Source organism: Nonomuraea sp. NPDC052634, assembly GCF_040678535.1.
Classification (GTDB): Bacteria; Actinomycetota; Actinomycetes; order Streptosporangiales; family Streptosporangiaceae; genus Nonomuraea; species Nonomuraea fastidiosa.
In genome coordinates, this window is record NZ_JBFATY010000014.1 from 104,520 (window position 1) to 122,335 (window position 17,816).

The 17,816-nt window shown below is 69.9% G+C and carries 22 protein-coding genes; 11 read left to right on the forward strand and 11 right to left on the reverse strand.

Going from position 1 to position 17,816, the window contains the following annotated elements:
- Nucleotides 1–332: hypothetical protein (locus AB0K67_RS36695; protein WP_364069340.1), on the reverse strand; the 332-nt coding region annotated here is incomplete at its 3' end.
- Nucleotides 333–434: 102 nt separating this feature from the next.
- On the opposite strand from AB0K67_RS36695, the gene AB0K67_RS36700 reads away from it, so the two are divergent.
- The gene (locus AB0K67_RS36700) at nt 435–767 is read left to right on the forward strand and encodes a metalloregulator ArsR/SmtB family transcription factor (protein WP_364069342.1); all 333 of its coding nucleotides are present in this window, start codon (nt 435–437) and stop codon (nt 765–767) included.
- 24 nt (nt 768–791) lie between these two features.
- Nucleotides 792–1,331 (forward strand): hypothetical protein, encoded by a 540-nt coding sequence (locus tag AB0K67_RS36705; RefSeq protein WP_364069344.1) that lies wholly within the window; start codon nt 792–794, stop codon nt 1,329–1,331.
- A gap of 7 nt (nt 1,332–1,338) precedes the next feature.
- On the opposite strand, the gene AB0K67_RS36710 is transcribed toward AB0K67_RS36705, so the two are convergent.
- The 5 genes from AB0K67_RS36710 to AB0K67_RS36730 are packed head-to-tail and all read right to left on the reverse strand — an operon-like array spanning nt 1,339 to nt 5,615.
- On the reverse strand, nt 1,339–1,500 hold the full coding sequence (locus tag AB0K67_RS36710; protein WP_364069346.1) for a hypothetical protein: 162 nt from the start codon (nt 1,498–1,500) through the stop codon (nt 1,339–1,341).
- Nucleotides 1,497–2,201, reverse strand: coding sequence for a sulfotransferase (locus AB0K67_RS36715; protein WP_364069348.1), 705 nt, complete (start codon nt 2,199–2,201; stop codon nt 1,497–1,499). The genes AB0K67_RS36710 and AB0K67_RS36715 overlap by 4 nt, the downstream gene beginning before the upstream one ends.
- Before the next feature lie 20 nt (nt 2,202–2,221).
- Nucleotides 2,222–3,562, reverse strand: coding sequence for a lipopolysaccharide biosynthesis protein RfbH (gene rfbH / locus AB0K67_RS36720; RefSeq protein ID WP_364069350.1), 1,341 nt, complete (start codon nt 3,560–3,562; stop codon nt 2,222–2,224).
- Nucleotides 3,563–3,618: 56 nt separating this feature from the next.
- On the reverse strand, nt 3,619–4,566 hold the full coding sequence (locus AB0K67_RS36725; protein ID WP_364069352.1) for an NAD-dependent epimerase/dehydratase family protein: 948 nt from the start codon (nt 4,564–4,566) through the stop codon (nt 3,619–3,621).
- Nucleotides 4,551–5,615, reverse strand: coding sequence for a methyltransferase (locus AB0K67_RS36730; protein ID WP_364069354.1), 1,065 nt, complete (start codon nt 5,613–5,615; stop codon nt 4,551–4,553). The genes AB0K67_RS36725 and AB0K67_RS36730 overlap by 16 nt, the downstream gene beginning before the upstream one ends.
- A gap of 192 nt (nt 5,616–5,807) precedes the next feature.
- Here AB0K67_RS36730 and AB0K67_RS36735 point away from each other — a divergent pair, with 192 nt between their 5' ends.
- The 6 genes from AB0K67_RS36735 to AB0K67_RS36760 are packed head-to-tail and all read left to right on the forward strand — an operon-like array spanning nt 5,808 to nt 8,350.
- Nucleotides 5,808–6,140, forward strand: a complete 333-nt coding sequence (locus AB0K67_RS36735; protein WP_364069356.1) for a TcmI family type II polyketide cyclase — start codon at nt 5,808–5,810, stop codon at nt 6,138–6,140.
- Nucleotides 6,141–6,150: 10 nt separating this feature from the next.
- Nucleotides 6,151–6,402, forward strand: a complete 252-nt coding sequence (locus tag AB0K67_RS36740) for a phosphopantetheine-binding protein (protein WP_364069358.1) — start codon at nt 6,151–6,153, stop codon at nt 6,400–6,402.
- A gap of 5 nt (nt 6,403–6,407) precedes the next feature.
- Nucleotides 6,408–6,866, forward strand: a complete 459-nt coding sequence (locus tag AB0K67_RS36745; RefSeq protein ID WP_364069360.1) for an SRPBCC family protein — start codon at nt 6,408–6,410, stop codon at nt 6,864–6,866.
- Complete coding sequence (locus AB0K67_RS36750; RefSeq protein ID WP_364069362.1) at nt 6,863–7,609, forward strand: SDR family NAD(P)-dependent oxidoreductase; 747 nt, start codon at nt 6,863–6,865, stop codon at nt 7,607–7,609. The genes AB0K67_RS36745 and AB0K67_RS36750 overlap by 4 nt, the downstream gene beginning before the upstream one ends.
- A gap of 1 nt (nt 7,610) precedes the next feature.
- The gene (locus AB0K67_RS36755; RefSeq protein ID WP_364069364.1) at nt 7,611–7,919 is read left to right on the forward strand and encodes an antibiotic biosynthesis monooxygenase family protein; all 309 of its coding nucleotides are present in this window, start codon (nt 7,611–7,613) and stop codon (nt 7,917–7,919) included.
- A 14-nt stretch (nt 7,920–7,933) separates the two neighbouring features.
- Entirely contained in the window at nt 7,934–8,350 is a 417-nt protein-coding gene (locus AB0K67_RS36760) for a SchA/CurD-like domain-containing protein (protein ID WP_364069366.1), read from the forward strand.
- Nucleotides 8,351–8,419: 69 nt separating this feature from the next.
- On the opposite strand, the gene AB0K67_RS36765 is transcribed toward AB0K67_RS36760, so the two are convergent.
- From AB0K67_RS36765 to AB0K67_RS36780, 4 genes are read right to left on the reverse strand one after another with little or no spacing between them, the layout of a single operon-like run.
- A complete protein-coding gene (locus AB0K67_RS36765; RefSeq protein WP_364069368.1) occupies nt 8,420–9,142 on the reverse strand; it encodes an ABC transporter permease in 723 nt (240 codons plus the stop codon).
- 1 nt (nt 9,143) lies between these two features.
- On the reverse strand, nt 9,144–10,034 hold the full coding sequence (locus tag AB0K67_RS36770; protein WP_364069370.1) for an ABC transporter ATP-binding protein: 891 nt from the start codon (nt 10,032–10,034) through the stop codon (nt 9,144–9,146).
- A gap of 46 nt (nt 10,035–10,080) precedes the next feature.
- A complete protein-coding gene (locus AB0K67_RS36775) occupies nt 10,081–11,259 on the reverse strand; it encodes a macrolide family glycosyltransferase (protein WP_364069372.1) in 1,179 nt (392 codons plus the stop codon).
- A complete protein-coding gene (locus tag AB0K67_RS36780) occupies nt 11,184–12,254 on the reverse strand; it encodes a Gfo/Idh/MocA family oxidoreductase (RefSeq protein ID WP_364069374.1) in 1,071 nt (356 codons plus the stop codon). Before AB0K67_RS36780 ends, AB0K67_RS36775 begins: the two co-directional genes overlap by 76 nt.
- 126 nt (nt 12,255–12,380) lie before the next feature.
- On the opposite strand from AB0K67_RS36780, the gene AB0K67_RS36785 reads away from it, so the two are divergent.
- Both AB0K67_RS36785 and AB0K67_RS36790 read left to right on the forward strand, forming a co-directional pair.
- Entirely contained in the window at nt 12,381–13,751 is a 1,371-nt protein-coding gene (locus tag AB0K67_RS36785) for an NDP-hexose 2,3-dehydratase family protein (RefSeq protein ID WP_364069376.1), read from the forward strand.
- 19 nt (nt 13,752–13,770) lie between these two features.
- Nucleotides 13,771–14,586: an NAD-dependent epimerase/dehydratase family protein gene (locus tag AB0K67_RS36790; protein ID WP_364069378.1), complete on the forward strand. Its 816-nt coding sequence runs from the start codon at nt 13,771–13,773 to the stop codon at nt 14,584–14,586.
- Here the strand turns inward: AB0K67_RS36790 and AB0K67_RS36795 are convergent.
- Nucleotides 14,530–15,624: a nucleotide disphospho-sugar-binding domain-containing protein gene (locus tag AB0K67_RS36795; protein ID WP_364069380.1), complete on the reverse strand. Its 1,095-nt coding sequence runs from the start codon at nt 15,622–15,624 to the stop codon at nt 14,530–14,532. The two genes, AB0K67_RS36790 and AB0K67_RS36795, sit on opposite strands and share 57 nt — an antisense overlap.
- Before the next feature lie 261 nt (nt 15,625–15,885).
- On the opposite strand from AB0K67_RS36795, the gene AB0K67_RS36800 reads away from it, so the two are divergent.
- The gene (locus AB0K67_RS36800; RefSeq protein WP_364069382.1) at nt 15,886–17,682 is read left to right on the forward strand and encodes a BTAD domain-containing putative transcriptional regulator; all 1,797 of its coding nucleotides are present in this window, start codon (nt 15,886–15,888) and stop codon (nt 17,680–17,682) included.
- Nucleotides 17,683–17,816: the final 134 nt, after the last annotated feature.

Below are 17,816 nucleotides of genomic sequence, written 5' to 3' on the forward strand. Positions count from 1 at the left end.
TACTCGACGATCGCGCCGCCGGGATGGCGGACCGTCAGGTTGCGGCCGGTGGGGACGTCGTTGGGGCCGTCGAGCGTCTCGCCGCCTTCCTTCGCGACGATCGCGAAGACGTCGTCGATGCTGTCGACGATGGCGGTGGCCTGCACATCACGGTACGGAGCCAGCGCCTGCGGGGCGCCCGCGACCAGGAGGCAACCACCGATGCTCGCCAGCTCGACATCTCCGTACGTGAAGCGCAGGTCCGGCTGCGTGCCGGTCAGGGCCGTGAAGGTGGGCAGTGCGGTGTCCAGATCGTCAACGTAGATGCGGGCGTAGGTAGCGCGTACCGCCATCGGTGCACCTCTTGATCATTTCGATTTTCCCGAATTGACGAAGCGAACCCTACACTGGGGCCGTTCCGAAGCGTCAAACTCGTCGCCGAGCAGGAGAGCCGGATGCGATCGCAACCTCAGCCGAAGACGGCGGACCTGGATCTGGCCGCCGTGCTCCACGCGCTCGGGGATCCGGTCCGCCTCGAGCTGGTACGCCTGATGGCGGCCGGCGGCGAGGTGCCGTGCAGCCCGCCGCACATGGACGTGCCGCGCTCCACGCTCTCCAACCACTGGCGCATCCTGCGGGAAGCGGGCCTGACGTCCACCCGCGCGGAGGGCAAGGCCCGCTTCATGAGCTTGCGCCGTGACGATCTGGAGGAGCGCTTCCCGGGCGTGCTGACCTCGATCCTCGCCTCGACCACCCCGCCGCCGGTAGACGACCGGAACGGTGCTTGAGACAGCGTTGAGGAGCGCACCCGTATGACCACCGCCGTACAGCAGCTGATCGAGGCGGCGCGTCCCGCGCCACCGGCGGAACCGTTCGACTGGGGGCGGGTCGAGCGCCGCCTCGGGGCGTCCGTGCCGCAGGACTACCGCGAGCTGCTCGACGCAGGGGGCGGCGGGCTCTGGCTCGGCTGCCTGCGACTCCACGTACCCGAGCCCGGCCCCGGTCTCAGGCACGTCGATCTCGAACGGTCACGCCTGGAGTCCGAACAGCTTCAGGATCTGTTCGAGGACGAGGTCGTGGCACCGCCCGACGATCTCGACCCGGACGCCGGGCTGCTGCCCTGGGCCTCCACGGGCGCAGGGGTCACGCTCTACTGGCAGGTCTCACGCGCGGCGGCCTCCGGTGCGTACCCGATCCGGATCTCGGACCGGAACGGCGACGTCTGGGAGAGGTACGACCTGCGCACCACCGACCTGCTCCTGAGAATCGTCAAGGGTGAGGTGCGCGGCGAGCTGCTCAACGAGTCGTGGCTGGAGTACGACACGCTCTTCAAGCCCTACGCCGACCAGTAGCGCTCGCTTACCTCTTGGGCTTCGTGGGGGTCAGGTTCTCGTAGTACGCCTTCATCGCGGGGTAGTACTCGTCGAACTCCGGCTTGGCGGAGCCGTCGCGGGAGGCCGCCGGCAGGTCAAGGTAGTACTCCCAGCCGGGACGGCGCCGCCTGGTCGATCGGCCGGTCACCGGTAGGCGGGTAGCTGCCTGATCCGCTCCTGAGCGGGGCGGTAGCTGTGCCGGATCCCGAGGACCCGGCCGATCGCCGCGGCCGAGTAGTCGGCGCCGAGGAAGGCGAACAACTCGCGCAGGCGGGGCGAAGCCTGGGAGGTGTCCCGGTAATCGATCATGAAGCAGTTGGGTTTGGCCGCCGCGTAGGCCCGGAAGTTCTCCTCAGCCCTGGCGAGCCGGAGCCGGGCCGTGCCGGGGTCGAGATCGCGCCACCAGGCACTGGCCATGACATCCCGGTGCTCCCTGGTGTTGAAGATGAGTGCAGGGTTCGGGAAGAGCCGTTCGAGGAAGCCCAGGTACCGGAAGAGGGTGGCGCGGTCGAACTCGTCGTACCGGATCTCCTTGAAGCCGTAACAGCAGACGGAGCCGGGAGCGGAGCCGGCCAGCAGCAGCCGTTCGACCAGGGACCTCGACGCCGAGAAGAAGGTGCCCTCGTCGAAGTCGCAGCCCCACCACGGGTCCCTCACCGTGCGGTTGTACGGCGCCTGCCGCTTGCACGTCAGCACGCTCTGATACGCCTGGAACAACCCGTAACACAGGTTGTCGTTCTCCCCGCGGATGAGGCACCCGTCGATGGTGTTGAGTATGCCCTGCAGAAGAGTGGAGCCGCTGCGGCCGTAGGTGACGACGAGAATCGAATCGAACTTCAACCGGTTCATGGCCCGTGGATCGCAAGTCCTCAGGATCGGAGCGCGACCGTCGCGGGAGCGCGCAGGTGCTCCTGGACGAACTCATGCAGCGACTCGATCATGTAATCCGCCATCTGCTGCGTGATGCCGGGATACACCCCGAGCCAGAAGGTCTGCGTGGTGATGATGTCGCTGTTGGTCAGCTCGCCGGAGACCCGGAACTTCTGGTCGGCGTAGGCCGGATGCCTGGTGAGGTTGCCGCCGAAGAGCTGCCGGGTGCCGATCCTGCGCGCCTCCAGGAAGTTCAGCAGGTCTCTGCGCTGCAGGCCGGACTCGGGCCGGAGGGTGAGCAGGAAACCGAACCAGCTCGGGTCGCTGTCGGGCGTCGGCACCGGCAGCATCATGAACTCGTCCAGGTCCGCCAGCCCCTCACGCAGGTAGCGCCAGTTGCGCCGGCGCGCCTCGCCGAAGGCGGGCAGCTTGGCGAGCTGGGTGAGCCCCAGGGCGGCCTGCAGGTCCGTGCTCTTCAGGTTGTAACCGACGTGAGAGAACGTGTACTTGTGGTCGTAGCCGAGCGGCAGGGTGCCGAGCTGATAGTCGAACCTCTTGAGGCAGCGGTTGTCCTCGCCCGGCTCGCACCAGCAGTCGCGTCCCCAGTCCCGGAACGACTCGACGATGCGTGCCAGCTTCGGGTTGCTGACCGCGACGCAGCCTCCCTCGCCCATGGTGATGTGGTGCGCGGGATAGAAGCTGGCCGTGGACAGCTCGCCGAAGGAGCCCGTCGGGCGGCCCCGGTACAAGGAGCCGACGGCGTCGCAGTTGTCCTCGATCAACCACATGTCGTGCTTCCTGGCGAGCTCGGCAACCTCCGCCACCTGGAACGGGTTGCCCAAGGTGTGTGCGAGGATGATCGCCCGCGTACGAGGACCGATGGCCGCTTCTATGCGATCCGGCGTGGCGTTGTAGGTTTCCAGATCCACGTCGACGAAGACCGGGACCAGCCCGTTCTGCAGGATCGGATTGACCGTCGTCGGGAAGCCCGTGGCGGCCGTGATGACCTCGTCACCGGGCCGCAGCCGCCGCTCGCCCAGCTGCGGGGAGGTGAGCGCGCTGATCGCGAGCAGGTTGGCCGACGAGCCGGAGTTCGTCAGGTGCGCCCTGCCGCAACCGACCACCTTGGCGAAGGCGCTCTCGAACTTGCGCGCCGTCCTGCCCGCCGCGATGCGCAGGTTCATCGCGGCCTCCACCAGCGCCATCCGGTCGTCCTCGTCCAGGACGGCGCCGGACGGCAGGATGGGCGTCCTCCCGGGAACGAACGGCGGGTCACCAGAGGAGTCCCTGTAGTGCCGGCGGATCTGGTCGAGGAAGGAAGCCTCGGTGTCCTGGATCATTGCGCTGCGCCTCCTGTGATTGCCGGGCGCCGTGGGAGCGCCGTCAACATTTGCCCTTATCGCCTTGAGAACAGCTGGGAGCGGCCTCGTGAGAACTCCGCCTGTGCGGCCCACCACGCCTCCTCCAGCCCCGTACGAAGCGGCGTCCGCGGCCGCCACCCCAGCGTCCTGGCCGCCCGGCGCACGTCGAGACAGCAGGCCGGCCGGTCGAACGAGCGCGGCTCGCACTGCTCGGTCATCGGGGTGAAGCCGATGACCTCCGTCAGCACGGACAGCAGGCGCCGCAGCGTCACCGGCACGCCGGAACCGATGTTGAGCACCGGAGGCAGCTCGCCGTCCGGGGAGCAGGCCACCAGGTGCACCCGGATCATCGCCTCCACCGTGTCGTCGACGTAGACGTAGTCCCTGCTGGTCTCCGGGTCGCCGAGAATGCGCAGCGGACGCCCTTCCGCGATGGCCTCCAGCCAGTGCGGGATCACGCCGAGCCCGTTCCAGCTCCGCTGGCGGGGGCCGTAGACGTTGGACAGGCGCAGCACGACCGGCCTGATCGTCTCGTGCCTGGCCAGAAGCTCCTCTTCCAGGCGGAGCTTGGCGACGCCGTAACGGCTGGTGGGCCTGACCGGCGAGTCCTCGGAATACGGAGCCGGATGGTCCGGGTCGTAGGCGGTGCCGCCCGAGCTGGTCAGGACGACCACGGGCCGCCGGCCGGTCGCCCCGACCTCGTCGAGCAGCGACAGGAACGCGGCGCGATCGGCCTCGACCAGGTCGGGATGCCGCTCCGCCACCGCCGGGGTGATGCTCGTCGCCAGGTAGAAGACGGTGTGCGCGCTGAGCAGGCCCTCGGTCGCGCGGCCGCCGCGCAGGTAGGGAGAGTGCCGTCCGAAGGAGAACGTGGGGATCGCCGCGGCACGGAGGCCCGGCACCAGCCGCGATCCGATGAAACCGGTCGCGCCGATGACCGCGACGGGGGCGCTCAGCGCCGGACCGTTCAGCAGGGTCGCCATGCCAGAACCGTCCAAGCGCCGGGGCGCGGATCGTTGTCGAGCTCGAAGCCGGACTCCCCGAGCAGCCGCCGCCACTGCTGCAGGTCCCGCACCCGGCCGCCGAACTTGAGCAGCATGTCGAGGTCCATGAAAGCGCCGTTGTCCCACTGATTCGGGGGGCCGATGAGCTGCTCGAAGACGAACAGGCGGGCCGTGGCGTCCTCGCCGATCGCCTCGCGCACGTTTCGCAGGATCACGCTCGCGCGCTCGTCGTCCCAGTTGTGCAGGACGCTCTTGAGCACGTAGGCGTCGCAGCCGGAGGGGACGCCGCTGAAGAAGTCGCCGGCCGAGAAGGTGATCCGCCGGGCGTCCTCCACTCCGGCCAGGGCCCGGCGGGCCTGCTCGATGACGTCCGGCCGGTCGACCAGCACGCCCTTGGCTCCGGGATTGCGCTTCAGCACCTCGATGAGGAACCTGCCCAGGCCGCCGCCCAGGTCCGCCACGCACCGGAAGCGGCTCAGGTCGCAGGAGTCCAGCAGGGCATGGCCGGTGGTCAGCGACAGCCGCCGCATCGCCCGGTTCATCAGCGCGCCGGCGGCGGGATCGGTCTTGCCGTACTCGTAGAACGACGCGCCGAACACCTGGGGAAAGGCGGGCCCGCCGCCCGAACGCACCACGTTGACCAGCTCGCCATAGGGGCGCCAGGTCATCTCGTGGCCCGCGTACAGCACCGCGTCGCGCAAGCTGTCCTGCGCGTCCTCGCGCAGCGGCTCCGACAGCGGCGTGAGAGCCCACTCGCCGCCGTCGAGCCGCTCGAACAGGCCCACCGCGGCGGCGGCGCGCAGCAGCCGGCCGAGCGGGTCGGGAGCGCAACCGGCGACCTCGGCCAGCCGGGAGGTCGACAGCGGGCCCTGCGCGAGGTGGTCGGCGATCCCGAGCGCGGTGACGGCGTACAGGACGTGTGATATGCGCAGACCGTTGGTCATCGTCAGCAGCCTGGCCTGCGGCGGAAGACTGGCCGCCCCGGGCGGGCCGACGACGCCCACCGGCGCGGATAGCCGCTTTCCCATGGTCTGAACCTCCTGACGCGGAATCAAGACGGCGCGAAGCCTCTCCCAGCAACTCCTACGCCGCTCCGCTCGAGAGCCGCTGAACGCGCCAGCCGATCGGGGCGCGGCCCGTATCAGCGGGTTTCGAGCTGCGCACGAGCCGTTTTCGCTGTCCTGACCCTGACCTGCCGCCCCAAACCGCGAAGGAGCACGATGCATCGAACGCTGATCGTCGCCCGGATGGACCCAGCGCGCGCCGACGACGTCGCCGCGATCTTCGCCGACTCGGACGCCACCGATCTTCCGCACATGATCGGTGTCTCGGCCCGGAGCCTGTTCACCTTCCACGACCTGTACTTCCACTTGGTCGAGGCGGATCAGGACATCGCCGGCAACCTCTACAAAGCGCGCAGCCATCCCCTCTACCAGGACATCAACCAGCGGCTCGCCAAGCACATCTCGCCCTACGACCCCGGATGGAGCGAGCCGAAAGACGCGATGGCGCGCCCGTTCTACCGCTGGACCGCAGAGAGCCGGAACGTTTAGGAGGCGGAAAATGCGCGAGTTCACCATGGACGACCTGCGCACCCTGCTGCGCAGGTGCGCGGGACAGGACGATGCCGCGGATCTCGAAGGCGACCTGACCGGCAAGACCTTCGAGGAGCTGGGCTACGACTCGCTGGTCATCCTCGAACTGTCGGTACGGCTCAGCGACGAGTACGGGGTACGCGTCGACGACGACGAGACGGAGAAGCTGCGGGGACCCGCCGACGTCATCGAACTGGTCAACACCCGGCTGGGGGTGTGACGGGCATGGCAGGGCACACCGAGAACGCCATCGTGATCGCCGCGCCCATGGAGCTGGTCTGGGACATGACCAACGACGTCAGCTCGTGGCCATCGCTGTTCAGCGAGTACGAGAGCGCGGAGATCCTGTCCGAGGACGGCCCCACCGTACGGTTCCGGCTGACCATGCACCCCGACGAGAACGGCAAGAAGTGGAGCTGGGTGTCGGAGCGCACCCCCGATCCGCGGACGCGCACGGTGCGGGCCAGGCGCGTCGAGCCCGGCCCCTTCGAGTACATGAACATCTTTTGGTCCTATCGCGAGGTGCCCGGCGGGATCGAGATGAGGTGGGAGCAGCACTTCCACCTGCGCCCCGACGCGCCGGTCGACGACAGCACGATGACCCGGCGCATCAACGCCAACTCCGCCGTGCAGCTCAAGCGGATCAAGGACCTGGTCGAGCGGGCCGCGGAGGAGAGCGCATGACCGGGCTGAGGGGTGCGAACGCGCTGGTGACCGGCGGCACCCGGGGCATAGGCCGCAGCGTGGTGCTGCACCTGGCACGGGCGGGCGCCAACGTCATCACCTGCTACCGCTCCGACGACGAGGCGGCGGGCCGCCTGGAGGGCGAGCTCAAGGAGACCGAAGGCACGCACCACGTGCTCAAGGCCGACGTCGCGGATCCGGCCCAGGTGACCAGGCTGGTCGCCGAGTGCCGGTCCAGGTACGGCTCCCTGCGTACGGTGGTCCACAACGCCGGCGTCATCAGCCACGTGCCCTTCGCCGCACTCGACGGCGAGGAATGGCACCGCGTCCTGGACACCAACCTGTCCTCGGCCTACTACCTGACGCGAGAGGTGCTCCCGCTGCTCTCCGAGGGCTCGTCCGTCATCTACATCGGATCGAAGGCGTCCCTGGTCGGCATCCCGCTCCGCGCGCACTACACCGCGGCCAAGGCGGGACTGATGGGCCTGGCCCGTTCCCTGTCCAAGGAACTGGGCGGGAAAGGCATCAGGGTGAACGTGGTCGCCCCCGGCATCATCGACACGGTGGAGCCGGGCGACGCCGCCGACGCCGCGCTCGACCAGCGGCTGGAGGAGTACCGCAAGCGCAGCCCGCTCGGCCGGCTCGGCCGTCCCGAGGACGTCGCCCACGTGGTGGCCTTCCTGGCCGGCGACGGTGCAGCCTACATCACCGGCGAGACCGTGAACGTCGACGGAGGTCTGTGACGTGGCCGGCGGGCCGCGCGTGCGGGTCATCGTCAGGCACTCGGCGGCGCCTGACGAGAAGGAGCTGGAGGAGACCTACCGCCGGGTGAGCGCCGAGCTGGCCGGGACTCCCGGCCTGCTCGGCAACGAGTTGTGGCGTTCGGCGACGGAACCGGTCACGTATACGATCATGAGCGAGTGGCGGGACATCGCCGCCTTCCACGCCTGGGCCGGCGACCCCGAGCGGCACCGGGTCACCGAGCCGCTGCGCCGCTTCCGTACGGCCGCCGACCGCAACGCCGAGATCTATGAAGTCACAGCGGAGCACTAGGCAGGGGAGAGGCCATGCCGTACGCGGCGATCACGTATCGGGTCAAAGCCGGTTACGAACGGGAGATCGGCGAGATCTTCGCACGCTTCAAGCGCCCGGACTCGCCGATACTGCGTGACGAGGAGGGACGGCCCGCCGGGCTGCTGCTGGGCACCGGGCTGTTCGTCAAGGACGACGTGGCCGTCCGCGTCATCCACTACGAGGGCGAGCTGGCGGACGTCGCCCGCCACATGTCCGACCAGGAGGGGATACGGGAGACAGAACGGGCGCTGCAGCCCTACCTCGCCACCCCGCGCGACACCTCCACGCCCGCGGGCTTCATCGAGCACTTCCACAGCGCCGCCATGCACGTCGTCCAGCAGTTCAGCCTGCCGGAGAAGGTGGCGGAGATGCTGCGCTCCGAGGTGGAGGCCGGGCGCGTGCCCCGGTGATGTCCCTGAAACCGTTTGAGCCCCGGGCCTGCCCGACAGGCCCGGGGCTCACGTTTCATCGCGCTCAGGTCATCGCGTCGCCCTGCGGTAGCGCCAGACCGCGAACGCCGCGAAGGCGAGGGTCCAGGCCAGCAGCGCGCCGAGGCCGCCCGGCGTGGGCGGCTCGCCGGCCACCACCCGCCAGCCGAGGTCGCCGGCGAAGTAGGCGGGTGACAGCTCCGCGAACGTCCTGACGGCCTCGGGGAACAGCTCGACCGGGTACCAGAGGCCGCCCAGGATGGCCAGCGCGAAGTACAGGCCCACGGTGAGCCCCTGCGCTGATTCCGGCTTCGTCACGTAGCCGATGCCCACGCCGAGGGCCGCGAACGGCAGCGAGCTCACCCAGAGCAGGCCGATGATGGCCAGCCACTGGACGGCCGGCAGCCGTACCCCGCCCAGCAACAGGCCCGAGCTCAGGACCAGCGCCACGGCCACCGGCACCGCCGCGGTGCCGGCGATCAGCTTGCTGACCAGGTAGGCCCGTGGCGTCAGCGGAGTGACGGCGAGCTGGCGGGTCCACCCGCGCTGCCGCTCCAGCGCGATCCTGCTGGAGCTGAACAGCGCCATGCCCATCGCGCCGTAGGTGGCCATGGACACCATGTAGAACGCCCTGGCCTCGCCGGGGTTGTCGCCTCCCACGTTGAGGACGTGAACGAACATCACGTACATCACGACGGGGAAAAGGATCAGGTAGATCAGGAAGCTGGGCGTCCGGACGAGGCGGATCAGCTCCAGGCGGACGAAGGCCGGCATGTCAGTTCTCCTCGTGCGTGAGCGTGACGAAGGCGTCTTCGAGGTCCACGCCGCCGACGTCGATGTCGTGCGCGTCCGGGTAGGCCGCCATGAGCGCGAAGAGCGTGGCGTCGGAGTCGGTCGTACGCAGCGTCACCCGCTCGCCGCGGAGCTCGGCCGACGTCACGCCCGGCAGGCCGCTCAGCTTGCCGTCGTCCGGGTCCGTCAGCGTGCACTCCACGAGCCTGAACGGCACCATGGAGCGGATCGTCGCGACGCTGCCGTCGGCCACGACCCGCCCGTTGGCCAGCAGCACGATCCGGTCCGCGTAGGCCTCGGCCTCGGCCAGATAGTGGGTGGCGAAGAGCACCGTGCCGCCCATCTCCGCCAGCGAGGCGACCTCCCGCCAGAAGTCCCTGCGGCTCTCGACGTCCAGGCCGACCGTCGGCTCGTCCAGGACGTACAGGTCCGGCGAGCCGGCGATGGCGAGCGCGAAGCGCACCCGCTGCTTCTGGCCTCCCGACAGCTTGCCGAGCCGGCGGCCCCTCAACGAGGTCAGCCCCGTGTCCGACAGGAGCTTGCCGACCTCCCTGCCCTGCGGGTAGAGCGCGACCACGGCGGAGATCAGCTCCCCGACGGTGACCTCCTCCACCAGGTCGGCCTCCTGAAGCATGGCTCCGACGCGGCCTTGAGCCACCGCCTGTTTCGGCGGGCCGCCTAAGACCTCCAGCGTGCCGGAGTCCGGGCTCAGCAGCCCCAGCACCATGTTGAGCAGCGTCGACTTGCCGGCCCCGTTGGGGCCGAGTATCGCCACCATCTGGCCGCGGGGAATCTCCAGGTCCAAGCCATCGACGGCGGTGACCTGCCCGTACGATTTTCTCAGTTCCTTGACGGATATGACGGTGTCTGTCATGGCGTCCACACTCGTCCTCAGGCTTCGCGATGTGTAGTGCGGAATGTCACGACCTGTCACCGGCCACTGCGGCCAGCGCGTCCGCGGCGGCCCGGTAGCCGCCGTCGACCTCCAGGGCGCGACGCATGCCGCTGACGGCACGCCGGATCGACGCGCTCCGCGCCACGTGATCGACCGCCTCGCGCAGCGCTTCAGGCGTCGTTCCCGAGGCGTCGAGCCGGGTGCCGAGGCCGAGCGCCGCCACCTGGTCGGCCGTCACCGCGTGCTCCGGGGTGAGAGGGAGCACCACCATCGGCACCTCCGCCGCGATGGACTCCACGGCGCTGTTGACCCCGCCGTGGGTGACGAAGGCATCGGCGGCCCGCAGCACGTCCAGTTGCGGAACCGAGGGCGCGGCGATGACGTTGCCCGGCAGGGTGAGCGCCGGCGTGTAGTCGCCGAGCGACAACACGACTTGCCAGACGTCGTCGGCGAACGCCTTGCACACGGTGTCCACCAGCTCAGGCGACAGGCTCATCACGGTGCCGAAGGAGATGTAGACGACGCGCCGGCCGGGAGCGATGCGTTCGAGTAACCGGCGGTCGGCCGGCGCGGCGAGGTCGATGCTGGAGCCGACGAAGACGAAGGGGGCGCCGAAGGTCTCCCCGGCGGGGTGGAACGCCCTCGGCATGATCACCAGGACCAGCTCCTCGTCCCGCGCGAACAGCTCGTGCGGCCGTGCTGTGAGCCCGAAGGTTCGGTTCAGGCGGTCGAGCGGAGGAACGATCTCGGCGAAGGCCGGGGCCAGCCGCTCGCGGATCGGGGCGTAGCGTGGGCTGTTCATGAGGGAGAAGTGCTCGTTGCTCACGTACGTCGGCACGAACTGCGCCGCGGGCCCGGGCATGATCTTGCTGAGCAGCCGGCCCCAGACGCAGGTCTGGTCGTAGAGGATGACGTCCGGCCTGGTGTCACCGAGCCGGTCGATCACCTCGGGGAGCACGCTCTCGGCGGCCTTGGCCAGCCAGACGGGGAACATCGCGAACCGGGTGAGCGGGTCGGCGTACCGCTCGGGCGGCGCGACCCGGATCGGGTGCAGGCCGGCCCCTGTCTCGCGTACCTGCCGGCCATAGCTCTCCGGAAGGTGATAGAGCACCTCGTGCCCGCGGCGGGTCAGCTCGCGGGCGACGGCGAGGGTCGGGTTGACGTGGCCGGGCATGGGGCTGGGCAGGAAGGAGAAGGTTGCCATGGGCGATCCTCCGAGGTCGCAGGGCTGATGACTCGGGCCGTGGCCGCTACCGCGCTGAGCAGGCGGGCCTGCCGTACGATGTCGGCGGCGTGCTCGCGATGGGCCTGGGGCCGCTGAGCGTCCTCGACGAACCGCCGCACCATGTTGGCGAACTGATCGTCGGCGGCGAGGACGCGCTCTTCCCGGTAATCCTGGCGTTCGAGCCTGAGGACCGGGCGTGCGGACGGCGGGGGAGTGAACGCCCACTCGAGCGTGAGCCTGCCGGTGCTTCCCCAGACGCTGTAGGCGCACCGGTACATGTGGGTGAACCCGAACGAGCAGTGCGCCGTCACGCCGCGCGCGTCGTACAGCAGCGCACCGCCGCCCAGATCCACCCCGCCGTCCCCGTCCCGCACGAGCAGGCCGCCGGCGACGACCGGGTCGGGGCCGAGAAAGAGCTGCGCCGCCCGCACCGTGTAGGTGCCGCACTCCAGCAGGGCGCCGCCCCCGAGCTCGGGCTGGTAGCGCAGGGCGGAGCCCGGCCCCGGAGGGATGGCGAAGTCGGCGGTGATCTGCCGCGGGGTGCCGATCGCTCCTTCCAGGACGAGCCGGCGCGCCGTGGCGTGCTGGGAGTGGTGCAGGAAGGTGAAGTTCTCCATCAGCAGCAGCCCGCGCCCTTCCGCGAGACCGGTGAGCCGCTCGGCCGTGGCGACGTCGGCGGTGAAGGACTTCTCGACCAGCACGTGCTTGCCGGCCAGCAGCGCCGCCTCCGCCCATCGCGCGTGCAGCGCGTTCGGCAGCGGGATGTAGACGGCGGCGATGTCGGACCGCTCGAGCAGCCGCTCGTAGCCCTGCACGGCCCGGCAGCCGAACCGGTCGGCGAAGCGTCGCGCCTTGTCCCGGCTCCTGCTCGCGACGGCGACCAGCCGCGCGCCCCCGGCCCGCATGGCCGGGATCGTGCGGCGCCAGGCGATGTCGGCGCATCCCAGCACGCCCATGCCCAGACCATCCACCACGCTCTCCTTCGTCGGGGTTGACCAGGGTGCCCGCGGCCGCTCGAGCAGAGTTCGCGCGCGGCTGGTCACGGCCGTCGTCAGCCCGTCTCAAGCACACTTCGAGCCGCGTCTCCGACAGTCGGGGCCATGGCAGACACGCTCGCGGAGCCCCATCTGGGCCTGGCTTCCTGGCTCGCGGAACGCCGGCGCTCCCACGTCTTCGAGGTCGCACGCATACCCCTGTCGGACCTGGTCGGATGGGGCTTCGACGCCCTGACCGGCAACCTGGTGCACGACAGCGGCAAGTTCTTCGCGGTCGAGGGCGTGCACGTGCGTTCCGACTATGGTCCGGTCCCCGAATGGTGGCAGCCGATCATCCGGCAACCGGAGTTCGGGATCCTGGGCATCCTCGTCAAACGGGTCCACGGAGCCGTCTACTGCCTGCTGCAGGCGAAGCCGGAGCCGGGAAACGTCAACGTGCTGCAGCTGTCGCCGACCGTGCAGGCCACGCGCAGCAACTACACCAGGGTCCACCGCGGCGACGGGACGCGCTACCTGGACTACTTCGTGCGGCCGCAGCGCGGGCGGGTCCTCATCGACGTGCTGCAGTCCGAGCAGGGCGTCTGGTTCTACCGCAAGCGGAACCGCAACATGATCGTCGAGGTTGGTGAGGACGTCGAGGCGCAGGAGGACTTCCTGTGGCTGCCCCTGGAGGAGGTCTGGCGCCTGCTGAAGCTGGACAACCTGGTCAACATGGACGCCCGTTCGGTGCTGTCCTGCCTGCCGCTGGCCCTGCCGGACTGGCTGGGGGACGGAGAGGGCGCCTGTGACGGCTTCGCCAGGACCGTGCGGGACTCCTTCATCGGCGACGGGCCTTCATGCGTGCCCACGGAGCGGCTGCTCAACTGGTTCACCGAGGTCAAGGCGGGCTACCACACTTCCGTACGCCCCATACCGCTGGCCGAGGTGAAGGGCTGGCACCGCACCGAATACGAGATCTCCCACGAGGAAGGCAAGTTCTTCAGCGTGCTCGCGGTCGACGTACGCGCCAGCGGCCGGGAGGTCTCCCACTGGACGCAGCCCCTCATCGCCCCGCGCGGAGAGGGCGTGGCCGCGTTCGTGGCCAAGCGGGTCGGCGGAGTGCTGCACGTGCTGGCGCAGGCACGCGTCGAGCCGGGCTTCGTCGACGTGGTCGAGCTGGCGCCCACGGTGCTGTGCAATCCCGCCAACTACCGCGACATGCCGCGCACGGACTGGCCGCCGTTCCTGGACTACGTGCTGGCGGCAGGGCCCGAGCGGATCCGCTACTCCGCCCTGCTCTCGGAGGAGGGCGGGCGCTTCCACTGCGCCCAGACCCGCTACCTCCTGGTCGAGGCCGGCGACGACGAGGAGCTCGACCTCCCGCCCAACTTCCAGTGGATGACCCTGCGGCAGCTCACGAGCCTGCTCCGGCACAGCCACTACCTCAACGTCCAGGCGCGGAGCCTGCTCGCCTGCCTGAACTCCGTCCTGGTCTGAACGACGGGGAGGAAACGACATGGAGATCGTGGGCCGCGGCTTCATCGCCCGTAACCTGCAGTCCATCGCGCACCGCCACCCCGACGTCGTGGCCTTCGCGGCGGGGGTGCCGAACTCGACGGTCAAGGACGACGACGAGTTCGGCCGCGAGGCCGCGCTGCTGTACGAGGTGGTGCGGCGCTGCCTGCGGCAGGGACGGCGCCTGGTGTTCTTCTCGACGGCGTCGGTGGCCATGTACGGCGGCGAGGGCAGCGCGGGCACCGAGGACGGCCCGATCTTTCCCGGCGGCGCCTACGGCCGGCACAACCTCGCCCTGGAGACGGCGCTGGCCAGATCCGGCGTGGACTACCTCGTGCTGCGGGTCAGCAACCTGATCGGCCCGCACCAGCGGGACAACGGCCTGCTCCCCGTGCTCGTCGGCGGCATCAGGGCAGGCACGGTGACGGTGTACCGCGGCGCCACCCGCGACCTCATCGACATCGCGGACATGACGCGCATTCTCGACGGTCTGCTGGATCTGCGGCTCTCGAGGGAGGTCGTCAACGTCGCCACCGGGCACGCCGTGCCGGTGGAGCGCATCGTCGCGCACATCGAGTCGCGGCTCGGCATGGTGGCGGACCGGCGGGTGGTCGACGGACCGGTGCCGCACGCCGCGGCCAGTGTGTCGATAGCCAAGCTGCGCGGATTCATGCCCGAGGTCGACCGGCTCGGGTTCGGGCCGCGCTATTACGCCCGGGTCCTGGACAAGTACCTTCCCTTGTACTCGGCTCCCCTGTACTCAGGGCCCGAGCCGCTCCAGCACGCCGACCACCTCAGCGGGCGTCGGCCGGCCTAGCATCTCCTCGCGCACCCGCCGCGCCGCCTGGGCGTAGGACGGCTCCGACAGCAGCCGCGACAGCTCCGCCCGCAGCCGGGGGACATCGGCCTCCGCCGGGTCGAGCCGGAGCCCGACCCCCGACTGCGCGATGCGCTCGGCGTGGAAGGCGTGGTCGGGAAGCTGCCCCAGCACGAGCTGGGGAACGCCCATGCGCAGGCTGGTCAGCACCGTGCCGCCGCCGCCCTGGTGCACGATGACCGAACAGGCCGGCAGCAGCATGTGCAGGGGCACCGACACGGCCACGCGCACGCCCGATGGCAGCTCCGGAAGCTGATCCTGCGTGGTGGCGACGATCACCTCCGCGCCTTCGGCGAGGGCGGCCTCCACCACCGCCCGCGCGGGGAAGCCGATCCGGCCGGCGAAGCGCGCCACCGTCCTGCCCCACGTCACGCAGACGCGCGGCGCCGGAGGGAGGGTCGTCGTCCAGCGGGGCTGGACGCCGGGGCCGTTGTAGGGCACGTACTGGATCGGCTGCCGCTCGACCGGAGCGGGCACCTGCACGCTGGGCGGGCAGGGGTCGAGCGTGAGGGTGCCGAGATCGGCCAGCTCGCGCAGCCCGAACCGGGACAGCAGGGCTTCGAACGAGCTCAGCTCCGCCAGCAGCGACGCCTGGGTGACGTCGCCGTTCGTGGTCATGTCCGCGCCCCACAGATGGCGTACGGACGGCACCCCGAGCACGGCGGCGGCCAGCGGTCCAGCGAAGGCCAGCGGATCGTGGACGACCAGGTCCGGGCGCCACGTACGGGCGTGCTCCACCAGATCGCCGGCCATCGCGGCGGCCACGCCGACGAAGGTGTCCAGCGCGTTCAGTATGCGGGCGCGCGGGGCGTGGCCGTCGCCGTCCCGCCGATCCCGCGTCCCGCGTACGACCTCGACGTCCTGGCCCGTGCCGAGCGCGGGCAGGCCGGCACCGGCCACGGCGTCGACGCACGACGGCGGCACCGCCACGCGCACCTCGTGGCCGGCGGCCCGCAATGCCCAGCCGACCGGGACCATGGGAAGGAAGTGTGTCGGCCAGACCGACGTCATGAGTACCCGCATACCCGCATCGTGCTGACCCGCCCTAGAGAAGCGTTGGGGTCCGGCTGGAGCCCTCGACGGCGACGGTGAGGTCGCCTCGATCAAGCCTCGAGAAACGGCACGCAGCCTCGAGGCGCGGCAGAAGCGATGGAGGGTGGTGACATTTCGCACTACTGGCATTCAGGTACTTGCGTGAGGGTAAAGGTCAGTCTGGTTAGATCCTGGTGAGGATAGACCATGTACTTCCGTGTCTTGGGCCCGCTGTCGGTCACCGATGGAACCAACGACGTCACTCCTCAGACCCCCAAGCTGCAGGCACTCCTCGCCCTTCTCCTGTTCCGCAGGGACACTGTCGTCCATGTGAGGGAGCTCATCGACGAGCTGTGGGGCGAACGGCCACCGGACAGCGCGGCCTCCACCCTGCACACCTACGTCTACAAGCTCCGGCGCACCGTGCTGGGGCGCGACGATCTCCTGCTGACCAGGCCGAACGGGTACGAACTCATCATCCCCTCCGCCAGCCTCGACCTGTCCCGCTTCGACCGGCTCATCGATGAGGGCAAGACGAGCCTCGCCGCCGGTGACGCGCGCTCGGCGGTCGAAGCCCTGGACGCGGCATTGACGATGTGGCGCGGCGACATGCTGGCGGGGGTGCCCATGGGAAGGTCGCTCACGGCACAGCTCACACGCTTGAAGGAGCGCAGGCTCGACGCTCTGGAGAGCAGGGTGGACGCACGCCTCAGGCTCGGCTGCCCTCAGCAGGTGATCGGCGAGCTGAGATCGCTCCTCGCCGAGAACCCGCTGAATGAGAGCCTCACCGCCAAGCTCATGAAGGCGCTGCGCCAGGCGGGCAGGACCGCGGAGGCGGTCGAGGTGTACTCCAGGCTGCGCGGCCGGCTGCTCGACGATTTCGGGCTCGAACCCTCGCGTACGCTGCGCAGCGCCTACCGCGAGATGCTGCGCGAGACCAAGCGCCCGGCGGCCACGGCACCGGGCACGCCGGGGGAGCCCGCCGCCCTTCCGCTGCCGCCCGACCCGCCGGACTTCGTGGGCAGGTCCACCGTCGCCGACAGGATCGAACAACTGCTGGCCTCGCGGAGCAGGAGCACACCCGCGACGCCCATCGTGTGGATCACCGGCCCGCCCGGCAGCGGCAAGACCATGCTGTCGATACGGATGGCGCACCGGCTGCGCCGCTCCTTCCTCGGCGGGGTGCACTTCCTGTCGCTGCGCGGATCGGAGGCGTGCCCGGCCGATCCCGTCGAGGTGTTCCGGCACCTGCTGCCCGCCCTCGGCCTGCCGCGCGCCGACATGCCCCAGCACCTGGCCGACTGCGGCAACGCATACCGCACGCTCATGGCGGACCAGGGCTGCCTGGTCGTCATCGACGACGCCGACTGCGCCGCCCGCGCGCGGGAGTTCATCCCCGGATGCACCAAGAGCGCGGTGATCGTCACCAGCCGCAGACCTATGCCCGCCCTGGCCGGCGCGCACGTGGTGGAGCTTGGACCGTTCGACCCGAGAGAAGGGATCAGGCTGCTGAGCCTGATGGTCGGGCGGCACCGGGTGGAGAACGCCCCCGGTGACGCCGCGCGCATCGTCCGGCTCTGCGAGCATCTCCCGCTGGCGATCAAGGGCGCCGCTGCCGCGCTGCGATCCGCGCCGATGTCGCTCGCCGAGTACGCCGACCACCTCGCAAGGTCGCGCCGCCGGCTGTCCGAGCTGAGCTCCAGGGACGTGGACGTGCGCATCGGCTACGACGCGGGCTACCGGCGGCTCGGCCGGCCGGAGCGCGACGTCCTCGAGCGCATGAGCAGCGAGCACCGCACCGGTTTCACCGCCCAGCAGGTGTCGCGCCTGCTCGGGTGGAGCGTCGCCGCGACCGAGGCGGTCATGATCCGGCTGCTGGAGCACCGCTTCGTCAGGGTGAGCGGCCGCGACCCGAGCGGCGAACTGCATTACGCCTTCGCGCCGCTGACCCGCGCGTACGTGCGGGAGCGCGCACTGGAGGAAAGCGGTCACGCGATGAGGTGAATAAATAGGCCCGGCCGGTTGCCTCGCCGAAAAAGAATTCATTCATCCGGCCGGTCCATTGTTAGGCGACCCGCTCCCGCTATATGTCCATGCCGACTCCGGCGTCCCCTGGGAGAAATAACAAAGATGATCTG

Coding starts and splice junctions, on each gene's coding strand:
- AB0K67_RS36730 (WP_364069354.1), bottom strand. CDS start 5,615: ATGGGAAAGCGGCTATCCGCGCCGGTGGGCGTCGTCGGCCCGCCCGGG.
- AB0K67_RS36800 (WP_364069382.1), top strand. CDS start 15,886: ATGTACTTCCGTGTCTTGGGCCCGCTGTCGGTCACCGATGGAACCAAC.
- AB0K67_RS36790 (WP_364069378.1), top strand. CDS start 13,771: ATGGAGATCGTGGGCCGCGGCTTCATCGCCCGTAACCTGCAGTCCATC.
- AB0K67_RS36735 (WP_364069356.1), top strand. CDS start 5,808: ATGCATCGAACGCTGATCGTCGCCCGGATGGACCCAGCGCGCGCCGAC.
- AB0K67_RS36775 (WP_364069372.1), bottom strand. CDS start 11,259: ATGGCAACCTTCTCCTTCCTGCCCAGCCCCATGCCCGGCCACGTCAAC.
- AB0K67_RS36700 (WP_364069342.1), top strand. CDS start 435: ATGCGATCGCAACCTCAGCCGAAGACGGCGGACCTGGATCTGGCCGCC.
- AB0K67_RS36750 (WP_364069362.1), top strand. CDS start 6,863: ATGACCGGGCTGAGGGGTGCGAACGCGCTGGTGACCGGCGGCACCCGG.
- AB0K67_RS36715 (WP_364069348.1), bottom strand. CDS start 2,201: ATGAACCGGTTGAAGTTCGATTCGATTCTCGTCGTCACCTACGGCCGC.
- AB0K67_RS36795 (WP_364069380.1), bottom strand. CDS start 15,624: ATGGTCCCGGTCGGCTGGGCATTGCGGGCCGCCGGCCACGAGGTGCGC.
- AB0K67_RS36745 (WP_364069360.1), top strand. CDS start 6,408: ATGGCAGGGCACACCGAGAACGCCATCGTGATCGCCGCGCCCATGGAG.
- AB0K67_RS36725 (WP_364069352.1), bottom strand. CDS start 4,566: ATGGCGACCCTGCTGAACGGTCCGGCGCTGAGCGCCCCCGTCGCGGTC.
- AB0K67_RS36765 (WP_364069368.1), bottom strand. CDS start 9,142: ATGCCGGCCTTCGTCCGCCTGGAGCTGATCCGCCTCGTCCGGACGCCC.
- AB0K67_RS36770 (WP_364069370.1), bottom strand. CDS start 10,034: ATGACAGACACCGTCATATCCGTCAAGGAACTGAGAAAATCGTACGGG.
- AB0K67_RS36705 (WP_364069344.1), top strand. CDS start 792: ATGACCACCGCCGTACAGCAGCTGATCGAGGCGGCGCGTCCCGCGCCA.
- AB0K67_RS36740 (WP_364069358.1), top strand. CDS start 6,151: ATGCGCGAGTTCACCATGGACGACCTGCGCACCCTGCTGCGCAGGTGC.
- AB0K67_RS36760 (WP_364069366.1), top strand. CDS start 7,934: ATGCCGTACGCGGCGATCACGTATCGGGTCAAAGCCGGTTACGAACGG.
- rfbH (WP_364069350.1), bottom strand. CDS start 3,562: ATGATCCAGGACACCGAGGCTTCCTTCCTCGACCAGATCCGCCGGCAC.
- AB0K67_RS36785 (WP_364069376.1), top strand. CDS start 12,381: ATGGCAGACACGCTCGCGGAGCCCCATCTGGGCCTGGCTTCCTGGCTC.